15 protein-coding genes are annotated in these 19303 nt (G+C 69.7%); 7 read left to right on the top strand and 8 right to left on the bottom strand.

What is annotated here, in order from left to right; translation table 11 throughout:
* Nucleotides 1-21 precede the first annotated feature (21 nt).
* Nucleotides 22-333, top strand: coding sequence for a hypothetical protein (locus KY572_RS03505; RefSeq protein ID WP_224240703.1), 312 nt, complete (start codon nucleotides 22-24; stop codon nucleotides 331-333).
* A 15-nt stretch (nucleotides 334-348) separates the two neighbouring features.
* Here the strand turns inward: KY572_RS03505 and KY572_RS03500 are convergent, their stop codons facing one another.
* Both KY572_RS03500 and KY572_RS03495 read right to left on the bottom strand, forming a co-directional pair.
* Complete coding sequence (locus KY572_RS03500; protein ID WP_224240702.1) at nucleotides 349-1761, bottom strand: sigma-54-dependent transcriptional regulator; 1413 nt, start codon at nucleotides 1759-1761, stop codon at nucleotides 349-351.
* Nucleotides 1758-3395 carry an ATP-binding protein gene (locus tag KY572_RS03495; RefSeq protein WP_224240701.1) on the bottom strand — a complete coding sequence of 546 codons (1638 nt, stop codon included), beginning with the start codon at nucleotides 3393-3395 and terminating at the stop codon, nucleotides 1758-1760. Before KY572_RS03495 ends, KY572_RS03500 begins: the two co-directional genes overlap by 4 nt.
* Nucleotides 3396-3592: 197 nt before the next feature.
* Between KY572_RS03495 and KY572_RS03490 the strand changes: the two genes are divergently transcribed.
* Nucleotides 3593-4336: a hypothetical protein gene (locus KY572_RS03490; RefSeq protein WP_224240700.1), complete on the top strand. Its 744-nt coding sequence runs from the start codon at nucleotides 3593-3595 to the stop codon at nucleotides 4334-4336.
* Between the two features lie 69 nt (nucleotides 4337-4405).
* On the opposite strand, the gene KY572_RS03485 is transcribed toward KY572_RS03490, so the two are convergent.
* Both KY572_RS03485 and KY572_RS03480 read right to left on the bottom strand, forming a co-directional pair.
* On the bottom strand, nucleotides 4406-9565 hold the full coding sequence (locus KY572_RS03485) for a WD40 domain-containing protein (protein ID WP_224240699.1): 5160 nt from the start codon (nucleotides 9563-9565) through the stop codon (nucleotides 4406-4408).
* 5 nt (nucleotides 9566-9570) lie between these two features.
* The gene (locus tag KY572_RS03480; RefSeq protein WP_224240698.1) at nucleotides 9571-10155 is read right to left on the bottom strand and encodes a hypothetical protein; all 585 of its coding nucleotides are present in this window, start codon (nucleotides 10153-10155) and stop codon (nucleotides 9571-9573) included.
* Nucleotides 10156-10407: 252 nt separating this feature from the next.
* Between KY572_RS03480 and KY572_RS03475 the strand changes: the two genes are divergently transcribed.
* Nucleotides 10408-11034 (top strand): NAD(P)-dependent oxidoreductase, encoded by a 627-nt coding sequence (locus KY572_RS03475; RefSeq protein WP_224240697.1) that lies wholly within the window; start codon nucleotides 10408-10410, stop codon nucleotides 11032-11034.
* Nucleotides 11035-11041: 7 nt separating this feature from the next.
* Here the strand turns inward: KY572_RS03475 and yddG are convergent, their stop codons facing one another.
* From yddG to KY572_RS03455, 4 genes are all read right to left on the bottom strand, one after another.
* Nucleotides 11042-11950, bottom strand: a complete 909-nt coding sequence (yddG, locus tag KY572_RS03470) for an aromatic amino acid exporter YddG (RefSeq protein ID WP_224240696.1) — start codon at nucleotides 11948-11950, stop codon at nucleotides 11042-11044.
* A gap of 28 nt (nucleotides 11951-11978) precedes the next feature.
* On the bottom strand, nucleotides 11979-13346 hold the full coding sequence (locus tag KY572_RS03465) for a DNA/RNA non-specific endonuclease (RefSeq protein WP_224240695.1): 1368 nt from the start codon (nucleotides 13344-13346) through the stop codon (nucleotides 11979-11981).
* A gap of 298 nt (nucleotides 13347-13644) precedes the next feature.
* Complete coding sequence (locus tag KY572_RS03460) at nucleotides 13645-14166, bottom strand: gamma-glutamylcyclotransferase (RefSeq protein ID WP_224240694.1); 522 nt, start codon at nucleotides 14164-14166, stop codon at nucleotides 13645-13647.
* Between the two features lie 86 nt (nucleotides 14167-14252).
* The gene (locus tag KY572_RS03455) at nucleotides 14253-15032 is read right to left on the bottom strand and encodes a GNAT family N-acetyltransferase (protein ID WP_224240693.1); all 780 of its coding nucleotides are present in this window, start codon (nucleotides 15030-15032) and stop codon (nucleotides 14253-14255) included.
* A gap of 262 nt (nucleotides 15033-15294) precedes the next feature.
* Here KY572_RS03455 and KY572_RS03450 point away from each other — a divergent pair, with 262 nt between their 5' ends.
* From KY572_RS03450 to KY572_RS03435, 4 genes are all read left to right on the top strand, one after another.
* Nucleotides 15295-15645 carry a carbohydrate-binding protein gene (locus KY572_RS03450; protein ID WP_224240692.1) on the top strand — a complete coding sequence of 117 codons (351 nt, stop codon included), beginning with the start codon at nucleotides 15295-15297 and terminating at the stop codon, nucleotides 15643-15645.
* Between the two features lie 140 nt (nucleotides 15646-15785).
* On the top strand, nucleotides 15786-17582 hold the full coding sequence (locus KY572_RS03445; protein ID WP_224240691.1) for a serine/threonine-protein kinase: 1797 nt from the start codon (nucleotides 15786-15788) through the stop codon (nucleotides 17580-17582).
* Between the two features lie 58 nt (nucleotides 17583-17640).
* The gene (locus KY572_RS03440) at nucleotides 17641-18462 is read left to right on the top strand and encodes a hypothetical protein (RefSeq protein ID WP_224240690.1); all 822 of its coding nucleotides are present in this window, start codon (nucleotides 17641-17643) and stop codon (nucleotides 18460-18462) included.
* 14 nt (nucleotides 18463-18476) lie between these two features.
* Nucleotides 18477-19289, top strand: a complete 813-nt coding sequence (locus KY572_RS03435) for a hypothetical protein (RefSeq protein WP_224240689.1) — start codon at nucleotides 18477-18479, stop codon at nucleotides 19287-19289.
* Nucleotides 19290-19303: the final 14 nt, after the last annotated feature.

Here is a 19303-nt window from a genome sequence, read left to right as displayed (position 1 = left end):
CAGGCACTCACGGAGGAGACGATGGACAAGATCCAGCGCGACTTCATCGAGAGCATCAAGAAGACCGAGCCCTTCGGCGGGCTCCACGTGCGGGTGAGCGACACGGAGGAGTACAGGATCAAGACGCTCGGCCGCGGAGAGATGGGCTTCTATCAGCAGAACGACAGGGCGCTGCTCTTCGAGCAGATCGCGGGCTACGGCATCATCGTCAAGAAGTCCATCCGCCGGTGGGACACCGGTGAGAAGGTCACCGAGGCGGAGCGAGAGGTCATCGTCCAGCGGATCTCGGACTACATGAAGGCGACGGGGATCGAGACGGTCATCATCAAGTGAGCGATGGCCCGTCGCTCAGCCGATGTGCAGCTCCTCTCGGATGTCGTGCTCGTGGATCTTGTTGAAGAGGGTCTTGTAGCTGACCCCGAGCAGCCTGGCGGCCACCGTCTTCTGGCCTCCCGCCGCCTTCAGCGCGGCGATGACCGCGGCCCGCTCGGCTCGCGCCACTGCCTCCCGGAGCGTGAGGACGGAGGCCGCTGAAGCCGCGCCTTCCTCCTGGGGCTCGACCGGTGGGGCGGGCTTCGGCGAGGCAGGGGCCCGCAGCGACTCCACGTCGAAGCGGCCCAGCACCACGGCGCGCTCGACGAAGTTCTCCAGCTCGCGCACGTTGCCCGGCCAGTGGTACTCCGCCACCCGCAGCAGCGTCGCCGCGTCCGGCCGAGGCGCCCGCTGCCCCTTCCTCGCCGCGTGCTTCTCCAGGAAGTGCTCGATGAGCCCCGGAATGTCACCGGCTCGCTCGCGCAGCGGCGGCAGGCGGATGGGAATCACCGCCAGCCGGTAGAGCAGGTCCGAGCGGAACTGCCCGCTCGCCGCCATCGCGTCCAGGTCCCGGTGCGTGGCGGAGATGACGCGGATGTCCACCCGGACGGCCTCCCGCCCGCCGATGCGGGTGATCTCCCGCTCCTGCAGCACGCGCAGCAGCCGGGCCTGGGCCTCCAGCGACATGTCGCCGATCTCGTCCAGGAAGAGCGTGCCGCCCTCCGCCGTCTCGATGAGGCCCTTGCGCCTGGCGTGCGCTCCGGTGAAGGCGCCGCGCTCGAAGCCGAACAGCTCGGACTCCAGCAGCGTGGACGGCAGCGCCGCGCAGTTCACCGAGACGAAGGGGCCGTCCAGGCGGGGTGAGGCCTGGTGGATGGCGCGGGCCACGAGCTCCTTGCCCGTGCCGGACTCTCCGCGCACCAGCACGGTGGCCTCCGAGGCGGCCACTCGCGGCAGCAGCGCCGCCACGTCCTTCAGGCCTCCCTCCGCTCCGATGAGCTCGCCTCCCGCCTTCCGCTCCTCGAGCCGGGGCGCCGCCAGCTCCAGCTCCTCCCACCGGCGCCCCGCCTCCAGCGCCGCGCCCACGGCGGAGACGAGCCGCTCGTTGCTGAACGGCTTCACCAGGAAGTCCGCCGCGCCCGCGCGCAGCGCCTGCACCGCCCGCTCCACCGTGCCGAACGCCGTCACCACGATGACGGGCGTGCGCAGGCCCTGGCCTCGCAGCCTGTCCAGCAGCACCAGCCCGTCACCGTCTCCCAGCTTCACGTCCAGCAGCAGCAGGTCCGGCGCTCGCCGCGAGAGGTACTCCTCCGCCGCCGCCACCGACTCCAGCGGCACGACGCGCAGCCCTCGCGCGCTCAGCACGTCCAGGTAGAGCTCACGCAGGTTGCGCTCGTCCTCGACGATGGCCACCTCGGGCCCGCTCGCCTCGCTCCCCTCGCCCGTCATCGCCGCTGCTCCTGGGCGGCCCGAGGCTCCTCGGCTGGCACGGGCAGCACCACCCGCGCCACGGCGCCCGGCCTGTCCTCTCGGGGCAGCAGACTGAGCCGGCCTCCCGCCGCCTCGATGGCCGAGCGCGAGATGGCCAGACCCAGCCCCGTGCCCTCCGCCTTCGTCGTGTAGAACGGCCGGAAGAGCTGCTCGCGATCCACCTCGCCGAGCCCCCTGCCCTCATCGCGCACCTCGATCACCACGCTCGCCTCCTCGCTCCGGGCCACCACCTCGATGCGCCCTCCCGGACGCTCGCGCATCGCCTCGGCGGCGTTCTTCAGCAGGTTCAGCAGCACGCCCCTCAGCTCGTCCTCGTCTCCCACCACCTTCAGCGTCGGATCCAGCCTCGAGAGGATGGGAGGGATGTCCACCTCTCCCTCCGCCACGGCCACCGCCTCCAGCGCCACGCGGGACACGTCCAGCGGCCGGCCATCCCTCCGACCCTTCGGAGCCCTCCCGAGGCTCAGCAGCTGCGCCACCTTCGCGTCGATGCGGTCGCTCTCCTCGCGGATGATGCGCACCGCCTTCTCGAACCGGGCGCGCTGCTCGGGTACGACGTGGGTGGGGTAGTCCCCGAGCAGCTCCGCGTAGCCACGCAGCGCCGCCAGCGGGTTCTTGATCTCGTGGGCCACGGAGGCCGCCAGCTCCCCGGCGATGGCGAGCCGCTCGGCGCGCTCCAGGCGGCTGCGCAGCGCGGCGGCCTCGGCGCGGGAGGCCGACAGCAGCCCCGTCATCCGCGCCTGCTTGGGGAACAGGAGGAACTCGAGCCCCTTGCTGATCTGATCTCCCAGCCCCACGAAGAGCAGCGAGGCCAGCAGCGCCACCACCACCGTGACTGCCACCTGCCCCAGGTCCACCGGGAAGCCCAGCACCCGCAGCGCCGCCACCACGATGAACGCCGCGACGATGGCCAGCAGCGCATGTGTCACCGCTCGGGCCACCGGAGGGCGCACCTCCACCCGCTCGTGCAGCATGTAGCTGAGGGCCATCGCCTCCGCGGCGAGGATGACGCACAGGAGCAGCACGGCCCCCGAGGCGCCTCCGCGCGCCAGCTCGACGCCCTCGCGGAGCACGCAGACGAGCAGCGAGGCGATGACCACCGCCACCACATGCCGCGACAGCCGCCGGATGGCCGCGTTCTCGTGCCGGCAGAGCACCAGGCGCGCCCCGCCGATGAAGGCCACCCCGCCCAGCGCCAGCAGCTGCGGCAGCAGCGCGCCGAGCGGCAGGCCTCGGCTCATCGACACGAAGACAGCGAGCCCGGACAGCCCCAGCACTCCCAGCCCCAGGACGAGCAGCAGGAGGCGGCGCGCCCGGGAAGGCCCGAGGTCCAACAGCGCGTCCCCGATGAAGCCGGAGATGGACAGCAGCGCCGCCCAGGAGGCCGTGGTGCGCAGGGGCTCGCGGGTGGTTGGCTCCACCAGAAGCAGGAACCAGGCCAGCGCGAACAGCGTCACGCCCATGGGGCCCAGGGCGAAGAGGCGCTTGCGCCCATCGCTCCAGCCGGAGGCGAGCACGTAGCCGGCCAGCAGCGCGTTGAACAGCGCCACCAGGAGCGCGACCACCGACGAGGCGAGGAAGAACGGCGGCATTCGAGGTTGTGGGCCCGAGGCTAGCCCCCTTCCGGTCCCTCCGGGAAGGCACCCTCCGGTCGCGTTTCCGCCGAACTGGTCTGCTTGTCATACCAGTTGGTCCGAAGCCCGGCCGGACAGGGGGCGCCGGCATGTCGGCTCAGGCCGGGTGCGCCTCTCCCAGCCCGCCTGGCGTCAGGTCCGGCTAGGCTGGGCGCATGAGCCTTCCGCGCCTCGTGCTGTGCCTGAGCCTGCTCGTCTCGAGCCTGGGATTCGCCCAGTCGGCCGAGGAGTGGACGCCCTACACCCCGCCCGCGTCGGAGGGCACCACGCCGCCGCCGCTCGTCCCGGCGCCCGCGCCCTCGGAGGCCCGGCCCCCCGCTCCGCCACCCGCGCCCGAGTCGGCGGCGCCCCACGGAGAGCTCATCCCCCGAGACGGGGCGCCCATCGACGAGGGGGCTTCGTCGGCGCTGCGGCTGGTCCTCACGCCCTGGGCTGGAGCCGTCACGGGCCTGGCGGGGCTCATCATCGGCACGGTGCCGACCGCGCTCCTGGCGCTCCCCTTCTGCCTGGACGGAGAGGGGTTCGACGAGCGGCCCTGCGCCATCGCCGCGGCCACGGGCCTGTCGGTGTCGTACGCGCTGGGCGTCACGGCGGGCGTCGCGCTCTTCGGCGGCATGCTGGACGGCCGGGGCGACTGGGTGCCAGCCCTCATGGGAGCGCTGGCGGGAGCGGCGCTCGGCGGAGGCATCGGCGCCGCCAGCGAGAGCCTGGGAGCGTTCGTCATCGCGGTCGCCCTGGCGCCTCTCTTCGGCGCCGTCATCGGCTACGAGTACTCGCATTCCCAGAACACCCTGCCCCAGGGGCCCGAGCTTCGAGCCCGCTCGGGCTTCCAGGTGGTGCCGGTGGTGGGGGCCACGCCTCGGGGTGACATCCTCGGAGGGCTGGCGGGGCGGTTCTGACGGCCTGCGTTCCTCGACCCAGCTCGAGAATCCGCACTTCCCCACCACCGCGAACCGAGTCCGCGTAGCTCAAGTACCTCTCGCTCGTGGAAGCACGAGGGGTGCGTCATCGGGGAGGCGCAGTGGCTCGGAGAGGTAGGCATCAAGTTCGCCGGGCTCGAAGCGGCAGAGCCCCACGGCATGCCAGAAAGTGCCATTCAGGTTGCCCACCATCTTGAAGCGCCCATCGGGACGGAAGACGGCCCACCCCTCGGGGCGCTTGAGGAAGGTGGCGATGCGCCCGCCCGTCTCAGCGTCGAAGAGATTCAGCGCGTTGTCCGTCGAGGTGGAGAAGAGCATCGTCCCGTCCGGGCTGAACCCCAGGCTCAGGACACGCTCCGTGCGGTCTCCCAGGGAGAGGACCGGCTCTTCACCATCCACCCGCCGCAAGATGACCGATCGTCCAGCGTAGGCGATGTGTCGCCCGTCCGGGCTGAACGCGACGTCGAGGACACCCTTCGACGCATCCTCGAAGACCCGCTCAGGCGTCTCCTCACCGAGCTTCCAGATCGCAACGCTCTTGTCAGCCGAGCCCGAAGCCAGCCGAGCCCCATCCGGGCTGAACGCAACGCTCAGCACGTCATTCTGATGGTGGCGAAGCGTCTGGAGCGCCTTGCCCTCTGGCAGGCTCCACACGATGAGCGTGCGATCGACCGAACCCGAGACCAGCCGGGTTCCATCCGGGTTGAACGCCACGCTGAGGATGTTCCCCGAGTGCCCCTTGAGGACGTTCACGCGCTCTGCATCCTCGACGCGCCAGAGCGTGATGTTTCCCTCTGCCGAACCCACGGCCAGGAGCAACCCGTCCGGGCTGAAGGCGAGGCAGACCGAGCCACGTGAAGGGTTCCGATAGCGTCCGACGATCCGCTCCGGCTCCAGGCTCCGGATGACAACCTGGCCCTCCGGCCCCGCCGAGGCAAGCATCCGCCCCCGTGGGTCGAACGCAAGGCTGACGATCGAATCCGACTGGCGGGAGAGCACCCTCTCCAGCCGCCCTTGGGTGACGTTCCAGAGGCACAAGGTCCCGTCGCCGCAGCCGGCCGCCAGCATCGCGCCATCCGGGCTCATCGCGGCCCGACGAATGTGCAGCACCGGGCTTACAAGGAAGCGGGTGGACTGCCCCTGGATGAAGTCCTGCAGGCGGATCACGCCATTGGAGAAGGCCGAGGCCAGCAGCGTACTGTCGGGGCTGACGGCGACGGCCACCTCGCCTCTCCCACTGCCCTTCAAGACTCGGAGGATCTGTCGCTGACCGACCTGCCAAAGGATGATGCTCCCGTCACCGCATCCGACCGCGAGCGTGGCACCGTTCGGACTGAAGGCCAGGCTCACCGCTCCCTCCACATGCCCAGGAAGCATGTTGAGCGTCCTGCCTTCCCGAACATCCCAGAGAGCCACGGTCTCATCCGCGGAGCCCGACGCCAGGAGGCTCCCGTCCGGGCTGAACGCGATGCTCAGCACTCCCAAGGAGTGGGCCAGCAGCGTGTTGAGGACCCGCTCGGATGGTAAGTCGTAGAGGATGATGCTTGCGTCCACCGAGCCCGACGCCAGCACCGCTCCATCCGGGCTGAACGCGATGCTCATGACGTCAGCGGAGTGACCGGTCAGCGTGTAGTGGAGCTGCCCCGTCGCGACACTCCAGACAAGGACCGTTCGATCATCGGAGCCGGAAGCCACGAGGGTGCCGTCCGGGCTGAACGCGACACTCCTGATGTAGTCCACGTGGCCCACGAGAACACGCAGGAGCCTTGCGCTTCTCACCTCCCAGAGGAACACATCGGTGTCGCCCGAAGCCGAGGCCAGGAGTAACCCGTCAGGGCTGAAGGCCAGTCCCAGGACAGCGCCCTCATGAGCCGGCAGCACGCGCAAGGCAGCCCCCGTGTGGGTGTCCCACAAGCGGACCGTGCCGTCGGAGTGACCGGTGGCAAGGATGGGATCGGTGGGGCTGAAGGCCACAGCGTAGGCCACCGAGGACGACATGATGGTAGGAATGAGTTCCTGAGGGTGCGGCATGGCCGCGCCGAAGACATCGCAGGAGGCGAGTTGGGCGTCCACGCGGGCCCCGACGAGCATGGCCCCTCGCAGCTTCGCCCCCGCGAGCTTCGCGCCCGACAGATCCGCCCCGAGCAGGCGCGCACCAGACAGATCCGCCTTCGACAGATCTGCCCCGACCAGCGCCGCCCGCTCCAGGTTGGCTCGCCCCAGCTGAGCCTCGTTCAGATGGGCCTCTGACAGGTTGGCCTCGACGAGGGTGGAACCCGAGAGGTTCGCTCCCTCCAGCCGAGCCCCGCGAAGGTCGACCCTGGACATGTTCTGGCCGCGCAGATCGCTGCCCTGGAAGTCCTTCCTGGCGCCCAGGTCCGTCGAGGCCCCCAGGGATTTCCGTGTCTCGCGAAGCCTTCGGAGCACCCGGATCGCGTTCTTCTTCGCGGCATCGTTGCGAGGGCTGGCGGCCTCCGCCATGGCCCAGTTGCACGCTCTCTCGGGCCCTGCGAGGTCGATGAAGAAGTCCGCCATCAGGTCGCTCATGGCACGCTGCTCGAGGCTTGCGGCGCTCTGGCTCGCCTGGATCTCCTGGGCGGCCTTCCGCGCCACCAGCCACTCCAGCACGGACTGGTGGACGAACGAGAAGCGCCCCTCCTCGTCACGAACCAGTAGCGTGCCCGAGCCAAGTTGGTGCCGGATCACCTCCGCGTCCAGCACATGCTCGCCGCCCGCATTCACCGCCTGGAGGAGCCCCTCTGGCAGCTCGCGCATCTCGACGGTCCGCTCCGTCCGCTCCCACAGCCGCAGGGCCAGGTCCGTCGCGGCGTTCCAGAGCTGACGAAGGCTGAGGCCCTTGGGAGCTCCCGGTGGGTTGACGCGCTCGTGCTCTCCTTTCAGCCACCGGCGGATCAGCAGCTCGTAGAGCCGGGCGGAGGTGATGCTCCCGGATCCCTCCCTCGCTTCCTGAAGCTCCGTCGGTTCGAGTTCGGCGATGAAGCTCAGGAGGCGAGGGTTCGCCGACAGCCCACGCAGATCCTTCACGTCGTGCAGGAGCGCCAGTCGCTCGGCGGCGGCGGTCTCGCTTCCGAGCCGCTTCACCAGGAAGTGGCGGATCTGCTCTTCGTTGAAGGGCTCCAGCTTGATGAGCCGGTAGCCGGGCAGCGCCTCGGCCCGCTGCGCCAGCTCCCGTTTCACGTCGTTGTCCGTCAGGAAGTGCTGAGTCCGACTGGTGATGATGACCTTGGCGCGGCCCTGGGCTGCCTCCACGAGCGTCCCGAAGTGCTCCATCACCCGCTCATAGGTTACCCGGAGCGCCAGCTCGTCGAAGCCATCGAACAGCAGCGCGATGCGGCCCTCCCGCAGCATGTAGAGGAACTGATCGGTCTCCAGCCGTCCGATGTCCGCCGCCGCGAAGTGCTGGGCGATGAGCGCCTTGAGGGACTGGTGCTTCTGAAGGCTCCTCATCTCGATAAGGACTGGCACGAGCGACGTGCGCTCCGCCGCCATCCGCCGCGCCAGCTCATGGAGCACGAAGGTCTTTCCCGTCCCGAAGTCCCCCAGCACGAGCGCAAAGCGCGGCTGCGGCGAGTCGAGCAGTTCCTGGAGCAAATTCAGCACGTCCTCCGTTGGGTCCAGTTCCTGTCCGCCGACACTCACCCGCGCGCGCTGCTCCACGTAGAGCAGGGGAGGATAGACGGGGTCGCTCCCAAGCCGGGCCGTCTGCCGTTGGAGGTAAGGGGTGAAGTCGAAGAGTCCCTGGTACTCCGCGAAGCTCTGCAGCCGCACCTGCTGCTCGTGGGCCCTCCCCGCCAGTTCCACGGGTGCCGCGCTCCCCGTGTGGACAAGCGTCGAGATGACGGCCGGGTTCCGCCGCTTGTAGTCGGCATGAATGTGGTCGACGAAGGACTGGAGGATCTCCTCCGTGACTGGCTGATCGAGCGCGGCCACAGGAAAGAGCCGGATGAAGCGTCCATCCTGGGCGGAGACTTCGAGGTACTCCCCGAAGGGAAGAGGCCCGGGGCGACGCTCGATCCTCGTCCCCGCGGCGTGGTGGAGCCTGCATGCCTGCTCGACTTGGGCGAGGAACTCGCGGCGGCGCTCTTCCTCACTCTCCTGCCCTGGCTCGAACATGGGGGAGGGCTCCTCGCCAGGGCGTGGCGCCCGGGAGTTCCTCTCCGGGCGCAGGTTCCTGGAAAGGAACGCGAGCAGGAACGCCGCCGAGGCATGGCATGCGAAGCCGCGGAAGGCATCGTCCTTGTCGTGGTCGGCGTAGTCCGAGACCGCCTTCACGATGAGCAGGTGACGGTGGCTCTGCTGAGCAACGAACCCGATAGCCGCCGCCTCCATCTCCATTCCGAGCACCTTGCGCACATCCCGTCTCAGCCGCTGGAACAGCTCGGGATCCTCGCGAACCGCATGGCCCGTGACCAACGGCCCCACGTGCACACGGAAAGGAGGGTCGCTCTGGCCTTTCCCATCGGGATCGAGCAGCAGTTCCTCCTCAACCAGGGCTCGTCCCTTGCCAGTGAGCTTCAGCTCGCCAGGGATGTCCTCAATGAGCCCCTCCTTCCTCAGCTCCTGGATGCTCCGGGCCCAGTCAGGGCACCAGCTGTCACGCTCAGCGTGCTTCTGAGGTGCAGGCCCGGCCTGCTGCTCGCAGGCGTGGATCGCCCGGAGGAGCCACCGCCGCTGCGCGGACCGGGAGGGCGGACGCTGTACGGCCAGCGCTCTGCGCTGGAACTCCTCCGCGAAGTAGGTCGCCTCCACCTTCCATGTCGCATCGAGGTTGTAGGAGGCGAAGTCCTGAAGAGACTCCTCGGGGTGATCGTTCCGGGCCGCGATGACCTTGCCCTGGCCGTAGCTGTAGACGCGCTCCGCGACGATGACATCCCCTAGGAACACCTCTTCGCGACGACCCGCGCAGATGCCGCACATCGCGAGGCAGGTCGGGTCGAGCTCTCGCACCAGCGCCTGCGCACGCGTGGCCGCCGCGGTCTCCCCCATCCCGCCGGTCCAGGCTGCCGCCACACGAAACCTGCCGCGGTGAGCACTGGTTACCTCTCGGAAGTGGAAGGGAAAACCGCTCTGGTCGTGCGCATCCTGCCAGCCACTTCGGCCCTGACCGTCGAGCTCGAGCGCCAGGAGGGCATCGAGCTCCTCCTTGAGCGCGGTGACAATCAGCACGTCGCAGCGGGGCCTGTTCATGGGACTCACTCGCTCCGGGCCCTCTTCTGGCACCAGCTCGTGAAGGCATCGAGCATCACCTTGATGACCTCGGAGAAGATCACGGCCCTGGGACGATCGAGCGAGACGTCCGGCTGCTCGTATAGCTCCAGCAACGCGGGGATCTTCTTGTCTCCAGCCAGGACGCACTGGGAGGCGACGAATACCTCCTTGTTGAACGCCTCACTGGTTGCGGGCAGCAACAGCTTCACGTGCGCCATGAAGGTCGAGCAGCGTTTGCGCCCCCCTCCAGGGGCATCCAACGGCACGCTGTAGGAGTCAATGTCTCCCAGGAGGTCTTCCTGGCTGGCGAAGTCGTTGTAGACCTTCTGGAACTCGGGGTTGGGCTTGTCCAGCTTCTGCCAGAGGAAGCGGGTGACGATGGGAGCGTAGTTCGCCACGACCCTGCCGAGGTCCCCCACGTACGAAGCCGCCTCCTGGTTCGACCTCGTCTCGAGCACGAGAATCCCCGCCACAATGACCCGGACCTTGAAGGGCCGCAGTCGCGCATCGAGCCCGGCCCAGGTGTTGCCTATATCGACTGGCAGGCCATGGATGTCGAGGGCACGCAAGGACACACCCAGCGCGTCACGGCAGCCGAACAGGCCCACCCAAGGGAGTAGTAGGAGGAGCAGGACGCACCGGCGAACCTCACTTGCACGGAGGACAGGTGTCGTCACGTTCAGCCTTCCTCCTCCTCTGAGGCGTCCGTTCAGCTGACACTGCTATCTAGCACACGGTGGGCCGTGGCCCCTCAGCCATGCAAGGACTCCGCGCCACGGAAGTGAACGGCGGGTGGTACGGTCCCGCGCGGAGGAACAGCATTGAGCAAACAGGTGCTGGTCATTGGTGCCACGGGTCGCACGGGCCTCCTCATCGTCGAGCAGGCGCTCGCACGCGGCTTCGCCGTCACGGTGCTCGCTCGACGGCCCGAGGTGCTCGGGGAGCTCCAGTCGCGGGTCTCCGTGGTGCAGGGCGATGTGCTCGACCGCGCCGCCGTCTCACGCGCCGTCGCCGGGAAGGAGGCCGTGCTGTGCGCGCTCGGTCCCGGCCGGGACTCACCGCCCACGCTGTGCTCCGAGGGCACCCAGAACCTCGTCAGCGCCATGGAAGCCCAGGGCGTCCGGCGCCTGGTGTGCATCACCGGCGCGCTGATCGGCCATCCCGAGAAGTGCCTCGGCTGGCTGTACCGGGAGATGCGCATGGCGCAGGGCAGCGCCCTTCAGGACCGGCAACGCCAGGAGCAGCTCATCCAGGGCAGCGGACTCGACTGGACCCTCGTCCGGCCGCCGCGGCTCACCCGGGGAAAGCCTCAGGGGCTCTGGCGCGTCGGCGAGGACATCTCCATCAAGGCCATGGCGCGCATCTCCCGCGCGGACCTGGCCCACTTCATGGTCCAGCAGGTCGAGGACGCCCACTTCCTCCGCCGCGGTGTCGCGATCTCCTACTGACGGCGCCTCACGAAGCCGCGAGCGCCTTGCGCGCCCACAGGTCCCTCGAGGCGAGCGCCGCTCCGCCCACGATGAACAGACAGGCCACCGCCAGCTCGAAGCTCGGGCGCGCTCGCCCCGCCAGGATGAGCAGCAGCGTGGACAGCAGCGGCGTGGCGTAGGAGAGCCCTCCCAGCGCCTTGATGTTCCCGCGCTTCATGCCCACGTCCCAGACGAAGAAGGCGAGCCCCACCGGCCCCGCGCCCATGAGCAGCAGGATGCCCCACTCCGTCGGGCTCGGCACGACGGTGCGCTCGAACGCCAGGTGGCAGAGCGCGGCGAGCACCGCCGTGGCGCCGCAGAAGCCACCCACCGTGTCCGTGGGCACAGAGCCCAGGCGCCGCGAGAGCACCGAGTACGCCCCCCACGTCACGGCACAGGCGAACGCGGAGGCATAGCCCACCGCATACTCGACGCGGAAGGCCAGGCTCCCGCCCCCCGTCACCAGCAGCAGCGAGCCACACAGCCCCAGCACCGCCCCCGCCGTGTGCCACCACCGCAGCCGCTCCCCGGGCAGCAGCGCCGAGAAGAGCACGATGCACAGCGGCCACAGGTAGTTGATGAGGTTGGCCTCCACCGGCGGCGCCGTCTTCAGCGCCATGAAGTAGAAGAAGTGGTAGCCGAACAGCCCGCCCACGCCGATCAGCCACACCCCCGGCCGCTGGCGCAGGTGCCCGGCGATGCCCTCGCGCAGCAGCAGCCACTTGCCCAGCGACAGCACGAAGGCGATGCCGAAGGTGATGGCGACAATCTCGAAGGGAGGAATGCTCCCCGTCCAGGTCGCCAGGAGCGCCAGGCTGGCCCAGAGGAGGATGGCCACCGCGCCGATCGCCGTGGCGCGGGAGGTGGAAGCAGCGGCGGAAGGAGCAGAGGCCATGGCCTCCCCTCCTTATATATGCACCGGGCTACGAAGGGCGCGCGTGCTCCCGCCGCCACAGCAGCGAGGCCGACTCGTACTGGCTGGCATCCCGGAACGCCATCCGCGCCGACGTGTCCGTCTCCAGCTTGGCCTGCACCGACTTCGGCAGCTGCGCGTACAGGTCCTGCCCCAGCAGCTCCTCGATGCGGTCCACCGACGTGCGCGACGCCTCCAGGAACGGGGTGATGGCGTCCTTCTTCGTCGGCGCATCCTTCATGTTCGGCACCATGTACGCGAACATGCTCAGGTTCCCGTTGGGCAGCTCCAGCAGCACCGTCTTGAACTGGTGCGTGGGCAGCGCGACGCGCCGCGTGTTCGCCCCGATGGTGTCGATGGCCTCCGCCGGCAGCGGCTTGCCCTGCGCATCCAGGAACAGGTTGCCCGTCAGGATGTGCGCCTTGCCGCCGGTGGTGGCCACCATGTCATTCACCGCCTCCTCCAGCGTGCGCCACGCCTGGCGGTTCAGGTCCGGGTGCTGCGGCGCCACGTTGCTCATCAGGTGGCTCTCGTCCATCGCCTCCTGCGTGGGCGAGTCCTCCGCCGGCTTCATGTGCCCCCGGTCCAGCTTCGTCCCGTCGTAGTCCGACGCCGACACCCCGTCCCGCCCCAGCTCCGGATCCTTCAGGAAGCTGCTGTGGTCCCGGTTCACCTCGACGGGCGTCTCCTGGATGTCCGCCGCCGACAGCATGTAGCTCACGAAGCGCGGCACGTTCTTCTCCGCGTCCACCGACAGCCGCATGTACTCCTTCAGGAGCGACACCCCACCGTCCGCGCCGGCCGGCCGCAGCGGATCCAGCTCGCCCGCGCTCTCGGCCACCTTGCTCTGGAACATCGCCATCTGCTGATCCGGCACCCAGCGGGCCTCCTCCACCTTCCCGCCCTTCACGTCCCGGAAGTACGTGTCCAGCTCGGCTCGCGACAGCTTCCCGTTCCCATCTCCGCTGATCCGGTCCGCGCGCAGCGCCACCGCGTCCTGCCAGTCACTGTCGAACCCATCCACCGCCACCGAGCGCGCGCCGCCCGTCAGGCGCTGCTCGAGCGCCGAGCGCTCCTGCTGCAGAGCCGTGGAGGTGAGGAAGCGCGCGTCGTCCGGCTTCTGGAGGTAGCCCGCCACCTCCGCCGCCGACACGCTGCCGTTGCCCTTCCGGCTGGCCGTGGAGCTCGCCGCGTCCGCCGCCTTCAGCAGATCCGCCTGCCAGCTGCCCTCCGCCCAGCCGAACTTCCGCTGCAGCTCGGAGATGGGGACCTCTCGGGCCGTGGAGCGATTCCAGCTCCCTCCCGTCGTGGGCACCGTCGTGCCCACCGTCAGCGTCGGGATGAGCTCGCCAGGGGCCGACTTCGCGCGGATCTGCATGCGATCTCCCGAGGCTCCTTCCAGGGGTGGAGGACAGAGGTATGGAATTATCTTCCCCAACTTTCGAGAAGTTGCGGAGGAACCGACACAGGCCGTGAAAACAAGGGTTTACCCCCTCATAGAGGTTGGGCTCGAAGCGGAACACCCGTTGGGGCCCCTCCTCGTGGACAGGCCCTCCCTGTCGGCCGGACCTGTTGCGAACTGGTATGACAAGCATACCAGTCGGCGCTCCTCTCGCCCGGCACGGGCACCTCCCATCCGCTCGGAATGGTGTCTCACCGGCCTTGCCTGAAGCAGGTCAGCGGGGCCGCTGGGCCTGGGCCCGCTGGACGGTCTGCACCAGGTGGGCCTCGGCTTGGAGCCGCTCCACGTAGGAGGCCGGCAGGGCGGCGCGCTCGGCGGCCCGGGCGTGGGCCACCAGGAACTCCACGCTGACCGGCCCCGGAGGCATGTACCCGGGGGCTGGCGGGGTGAACGTCCTCGCGGAGAGCACGGCGCCGGTGGCCGTGCGAACCCGGACAGGACGCTCCTCCGCCGCCAGGGACAGGGTGGCCTCCAGCCGCGCCACCAGCGGCCACCCCGGGGGCGGTATCCGCCGCAGCAGCCCCAGCACCCGCCGGCCCGGCGCATCCACCAGCCGCGCCACCCGCCCGCCCCAGTCCGGCGCCGGCGCGTCATAGACGAGCTCCACCTCCAGCGCCTCGGCCAGCTCCCCGTCCGGCAGCGCCAGCACCGGCATGTTCCGGAGCCGCTCGCGCGCCACGTCCGGCGCCAGCGAGAGCGAGTAGGCGAACCAGGGCAGCGCGGAGGTGCCTGTCATGCCATCAGTCTGCCTCGGCCGAGCGCCGCCGTCTCACCCAAGCCGCCTGGATGTCCCCCGCCGAACGAGTGCGCCCCACGACGCCCTCACTCCTGCCCGAAGCCCTCGGGAGCAGGGCCCTCGGCCTCCGAGGCCGGCACCCAGCGCGGCGGCTCGTCCGCGGCCGGGCGCCCCTGGAGCAGCTCGTGCGGCCGGAACGTCCCCTTGTATCGCAGCGAGGCGCACTGGCGGACGCGGAAGCCCAGGTACACGTGGGGGATGCCCCGCTCGCGCGCCAGCTCCACCTGCTTCACCACGTTCGCCGTGCCCGGCGAGCAGTGCGCGTAGTCCGGGTGGAAGAAGAAGTACGCCGCGCTCCACGCCCGGGGCGTCTCGTCGCACAGCCCCACCGCCACCAGCCGGGGCCGCCCCCCCACCGCGTCGTCGTACCACGCCACCTCGCGCGCGCATGGGTGCGGGAAGGCGAACTGCAGGAAGTAGTCGCGCGGACTCAAATCCGAGGCCGCCCACTCCCGCGCCTCCTCCCGCCACGCATGCCACGCGTGGTACAGCGCCAGCCGCTCCGCATCCACCCGAGGCGCCCTCACCTCCACCCGCAGCCGGGCACATGCCGCCCGCGCCCGCCGCTGGCTCCGGTTGGGCCGGAACGTCGCCGTGGGGATGCGCAGGGGCTCGCACTCGGCGCACGTCTGGCAGGCCGGCCGGAAGTACGAGGGCCCGAAGCGCCGCCACCCCCGCACCAGCATCTCGTCGAACTCCTCGGCCGTCACCTCCGTCATCACCTTCTGCTCCAGCGAGGCCTGCCGATCAGCCAGGTAGCTGCACGGGCCGGGGGGCTCCGTCGCGTGGTGGAGGATGTTCGCCATGGGTCCCTCTTGATTCGAGTCTGCCGCCCTCCCTGTCAAGCACCCCGCTCCGCTCGGCTGCTCCCTCCGGGCCCGGGCGGCGTCGCAATTGCTTCGCGCCCCTCCCCTGCCCGCGCGCAGCTTTTTCGCTCCCACGCCCCGCGCCTCGAAGGGCGGCGCATGGCCCGGCCATTGCTTCACCCCACCCGGGGAACCGCGTCTCCCTCAGGCCCCGCACCGCGCGGTCCCCCGGCAAGCGGGGCAGCCACCACGGAGGAGCGTCATGCTCGTCAAGCTGCTCGAGGCCAAGGCCGTGCCCGACACCTCCCTCTGGGGACGGTGGAACCATGCCCGCTTCATCATCGCCGTGGGCAACATCCACTTCGAGAAGGAGGTGGCCATCCACCTGGACGATGGCCGCGAGTACCCGGCCCGCTACGTGGAGCCGCTCAACGGCTACTACGAGCTGTGGGAGTGCACCTTCCCCCTCGAGCAGCGCGAGCTGTGCCTCAAGTTCGCCGTCCGCTACCAGGTCGACGGGCAGACGCACTGGGACAACAACTACGGCTGGGACTACGTCATCGATCGCGACCAGCCCCAGCTGCTCGCCCGCGTGTTCCCCCTGGCCGCCTGAGCCCACGCGGCGGGCCTTCAGCGAAGCCCCAATTTTTCACCCTGGGAGCATTCCTCCTCCTCGTGCATGAATGGTGGGATGCTGGCGCGTCGCAGCGGAAGCGGCTTTAGTGAGCCCCCCGCGGATCCGCCCCCTGCCTCATGAGCCCCTCCCCCGCCGCTGACATCCGTATCGGCACCATCCTGCGCGATACGTACGAGCTCACCTCCTTGCTGGGAAAGGGGGGCATGGGCTCCGTCTTCCTGGCGCGGCACCTGCGCCTGCCCGGAAAGCAGGTGGCGGTGAAGGTGCTGCTCCACAACGAGGACCTGAGCCCGGAGCAGTTCGCCCGCTTCCGCCGCGAGGCGGAGATCGCCTCCCAGCTGGGCCACCCCAACATCGTCGAGGTGCTGGACTTCCACAGCCTGGAGGATGGCAGCCCCTACATGGTGATGGAGTACCTGCGCGGCGAGAGCCTGGCGCAGCGGCTGCGCAAGGGCCGGCTGTCGCTGCGCGAGGCCTTCTCCATCGCCCGGCAGATGGGCTCGGCGCTGCAGGCCGCCCACCGCGCCGGCGTGGTGCACCGCGACTTGAAGCCCGCCAACGTCGTGCTCGTGCCCACCGAGTCCGAGGGCATGCTCATCGAGCGGGTGAAGCTGCTCGACTTCGGCATCTCCAAGCTGATGGGCTCGCAGACGCTGCAGACCCAGGAGGACGTGCTCATGGGCACGCCCCGGTACATGGCCCCCGAGCAGGCCATGGGCCGCAACAAGGATGTGGACGCCCGCTCGGACATCTTCGCCTTCGGCTGCATCGTCTACGAGATGCTGTGCGGGGACTCACCCTTCGCCGGAGGCACCATCGCCGAGGTGGTGTACCGCGTCGTCCACGAGCAGCCCGAGTCGCTCGCCTCGCGGGTGCCGGACCTGCCCGCCCGCGCCGTGGCGGCGGTGGACAAGGCGCTCGCCAAGGCGCCGAAGGACCGCTTCGCGGATGTGGCCACCTTCATCGCGGAGCTGACCGGCACCCCGCTGCAGGCGCTCGCCGCGCTCGGCCCGGACCCAACGCCCCTGCGCGGCGCCATCCGCCAGGGCGATGCCTCCGTCAACGAGGAGGACGGCACGGACGCCACCTTCGTCCCCTCCCGCTCGGGCGTGGCGGCCCCGGCCCCCGCGGCCTCGCCGGCCCCGGCTCCCGCCGCGCAGCCCGAGCCCAGCGTGGAGCGCGGCTCGACGCTGGCCGCGTTCCGCGCCGCGGAGCAGGAGGCCGCCGCCGCCCAGCCCGCTCCCGCGCCGCACGCTCCCACGCAGACCTCCTCGCGCCGGCCGACGGACGTCGAGCTCCCCGCCGCGCAGGCCGCCGCACCCGCTCCCGTGGCGCCCGTGCCCCCGGCTCAGCCCGCCGCCCGCTCGAAGACGCCGCTGATCGCCGCCGTCGTGGCGCTGGTGCTCGTCGCCGGCGGCCTCGTCGTGATGCGGGGCATGGGCACGCCCGGCCCCGTCCCGACGCCCAGCCCGAGTCCGCCGGTGGCCGTGACGGAGCCCACGCCGACTCCGAAGACCGAGCCCGCGCCGACTCCGAAGACCGAGCCCACGCCGCCCGCCACCCCCGTCGCCGTCGAGCCGCCGCCGCCCTCGACGCCCGTGGCGAGCACCACTCCGGAGCCCAAGCCGCCGCCGTCCACGCCCAAGGGCAAGCCCGAGGTGCTGCCGGACGCGGTGCGCCAGGAGCTGGAGACGGCCGAGCGCGCGCTGGGCTCGGGAGACTTCGAGGGCGCCATCCGCGCCGCCCAGCGCGCGCAGCGCGTCAAGAAGACGGAGGCCGCCACGCTGATGATCGGCCGCGCCTACTGCCACCAGCACGACCTGTCCAACGCGCGGGCCCAGTGGCGCAACCTGTCCGCGGCGGGCAAGAGCAAGCTGCGCGCCTACTGCTCGAAGTACGACGTCAGCCTCTGAAGGTAGGAAGTCACGCTCATCCAGTGACTTCACGGTCCCCAATGGGAGGGGGACACACATGAGAAACACCCTGGCAACGGTCATCGCCGTGGGCGTGCTGTCCGGCACGCTGGCGGTCGCGGCAGCCCCCGTCACCTCCGGCAAGGTCTACTCCGGCGGAGAGGGCGTGTCCGTGGCGCTCGTCCCGCTCACCACCAAGGGCCCCAAGGGCGAGAAGCAGGTGCTCGTCCACCCCCAGGGCACGGAGACCGAGTTCGACGGCAAGGCGATGCTCGCCGTGCACAACGACAAGGGCCGCAGCGCCGACTACATCATCCAGTACAAGGGTGAGGACTACTACGTCGTCATCATGCGCGAGGCCTACGGCTCCAAGAACTACGAGCTGTGGGTGCCCGGCCGCCGCGACGCCATCCGCGTCTCCTTCGACGAGAAGCGCACCGAGAAGCTCAAGGCGGAGGACCTCTACGAGAAGTACCAGAAGCAGAACAAGGACGGCACGCTGTCGAAGATGGCCGCCTTCAACCGCCAGGAGCGCGAGAGCGAGCAGAACCAGTCCTTCGCCGAGCTGGTGAAGAGCATGAACGACACCTGCGGCTCGAAGGTGATGGGCATCATCGACTGGAAGAGCGTCTCGGACGACGTCATCAAGAAGTACAGCATCTCCTCGTACTGCGGCAATCCGCTCGAGGCGCTGCGCCGGCTGTGCAGTGACTCGGCCGTGAGCAGGAAGGTCATCTCCGCCAAGGTGAAGTCCGTGGCCTGCCAGTTCGGCCCGGAGATGCAGCTGGACATCAAGGCGGGCGCGGTGAGCTTCACCACCCAGCAGGACGCCGCCAACCAGGAAGAGTACGCCACCAGGTTCTTCGAGAAGAACCTCTAGCCGGAGCCTCATACATGTCTGCTCGACGACTGATGACCGCCGCCTTGGCCCTGCTCTCGGGCACCTCCTGGGCCATCGAGCCCCCCTGGGGCAAGGCAGAGAGCCTGGGAGAGCTGCGCGCCCTGGAGAAGACCGCCGTCTGCACCGACGGCAAGGGCCACTACGTGGTGATTGCCCCCGAGGAGAAGAAGGGCGAGCAGCTCTTCTACGGGGACGCAAAGACGCTGGTGCAGGTGGCCCCGCCGCCCTGGGGGCTGAACGGAAAGAACTTCCTGGAGCCGCGCTTCTTCAACAAGACGGCCAACGAGAACTTCCGCGGCATCGACTACCGCGTGTACTCGGAGGTGGAGTACGACGCGGAGAAGAAGACGTGCGCGGTGCGGTGCGGCACACGCACCATCCCCTTCAGCCTCGTGGAGCCCGAGAAGGCCACCGCGCTGCTCAAGGGGGCGAAGCTGGAGCCCAACCCGCAGAAGTTCGTGCCCTACGCGCTGCTGCGCGACTCCGCCGGCAACTACTACCTGGTGGAGCGCGGCTTCGCGCCCGAGGACGAGAAGCGCTTCCAGGTGCACGTGGGCCCCAAGGGCAGCCTCAAGCGCCAGGAGATGAAGGACATCGTCTCCGACTCGGAGGGGCAGATCTTCTCGACGAAGAAGGGCGAGCTGCGGCTGGTGGTGGACCGCGCCATCGCGCCCATGTGGATCGAGGGCGGCAAGAAGAAGATGGAGCTGCGCACGGTCCCCATCACCGAGAACCTGCAGATGATCTACAACGAGCTGGGTGTGTACTCGGGGGCCCGCCTGGGCACCCCGTGTGACGACCAGTAGCCGGCGTCCTCGCG

This window comes from Hyalangium gracile (assembly GCF_020103725.1).
GTDB lineage: Bacteria > Myxococcota > Myxococcia > Myxococcales > Myxococcaceae > Hyalangium > Hyalangium gracile.
Note: the sequence above shows the minus strand (reverse complement) of the source record. Positions and strands in the feature narration are given on the sequence as shown.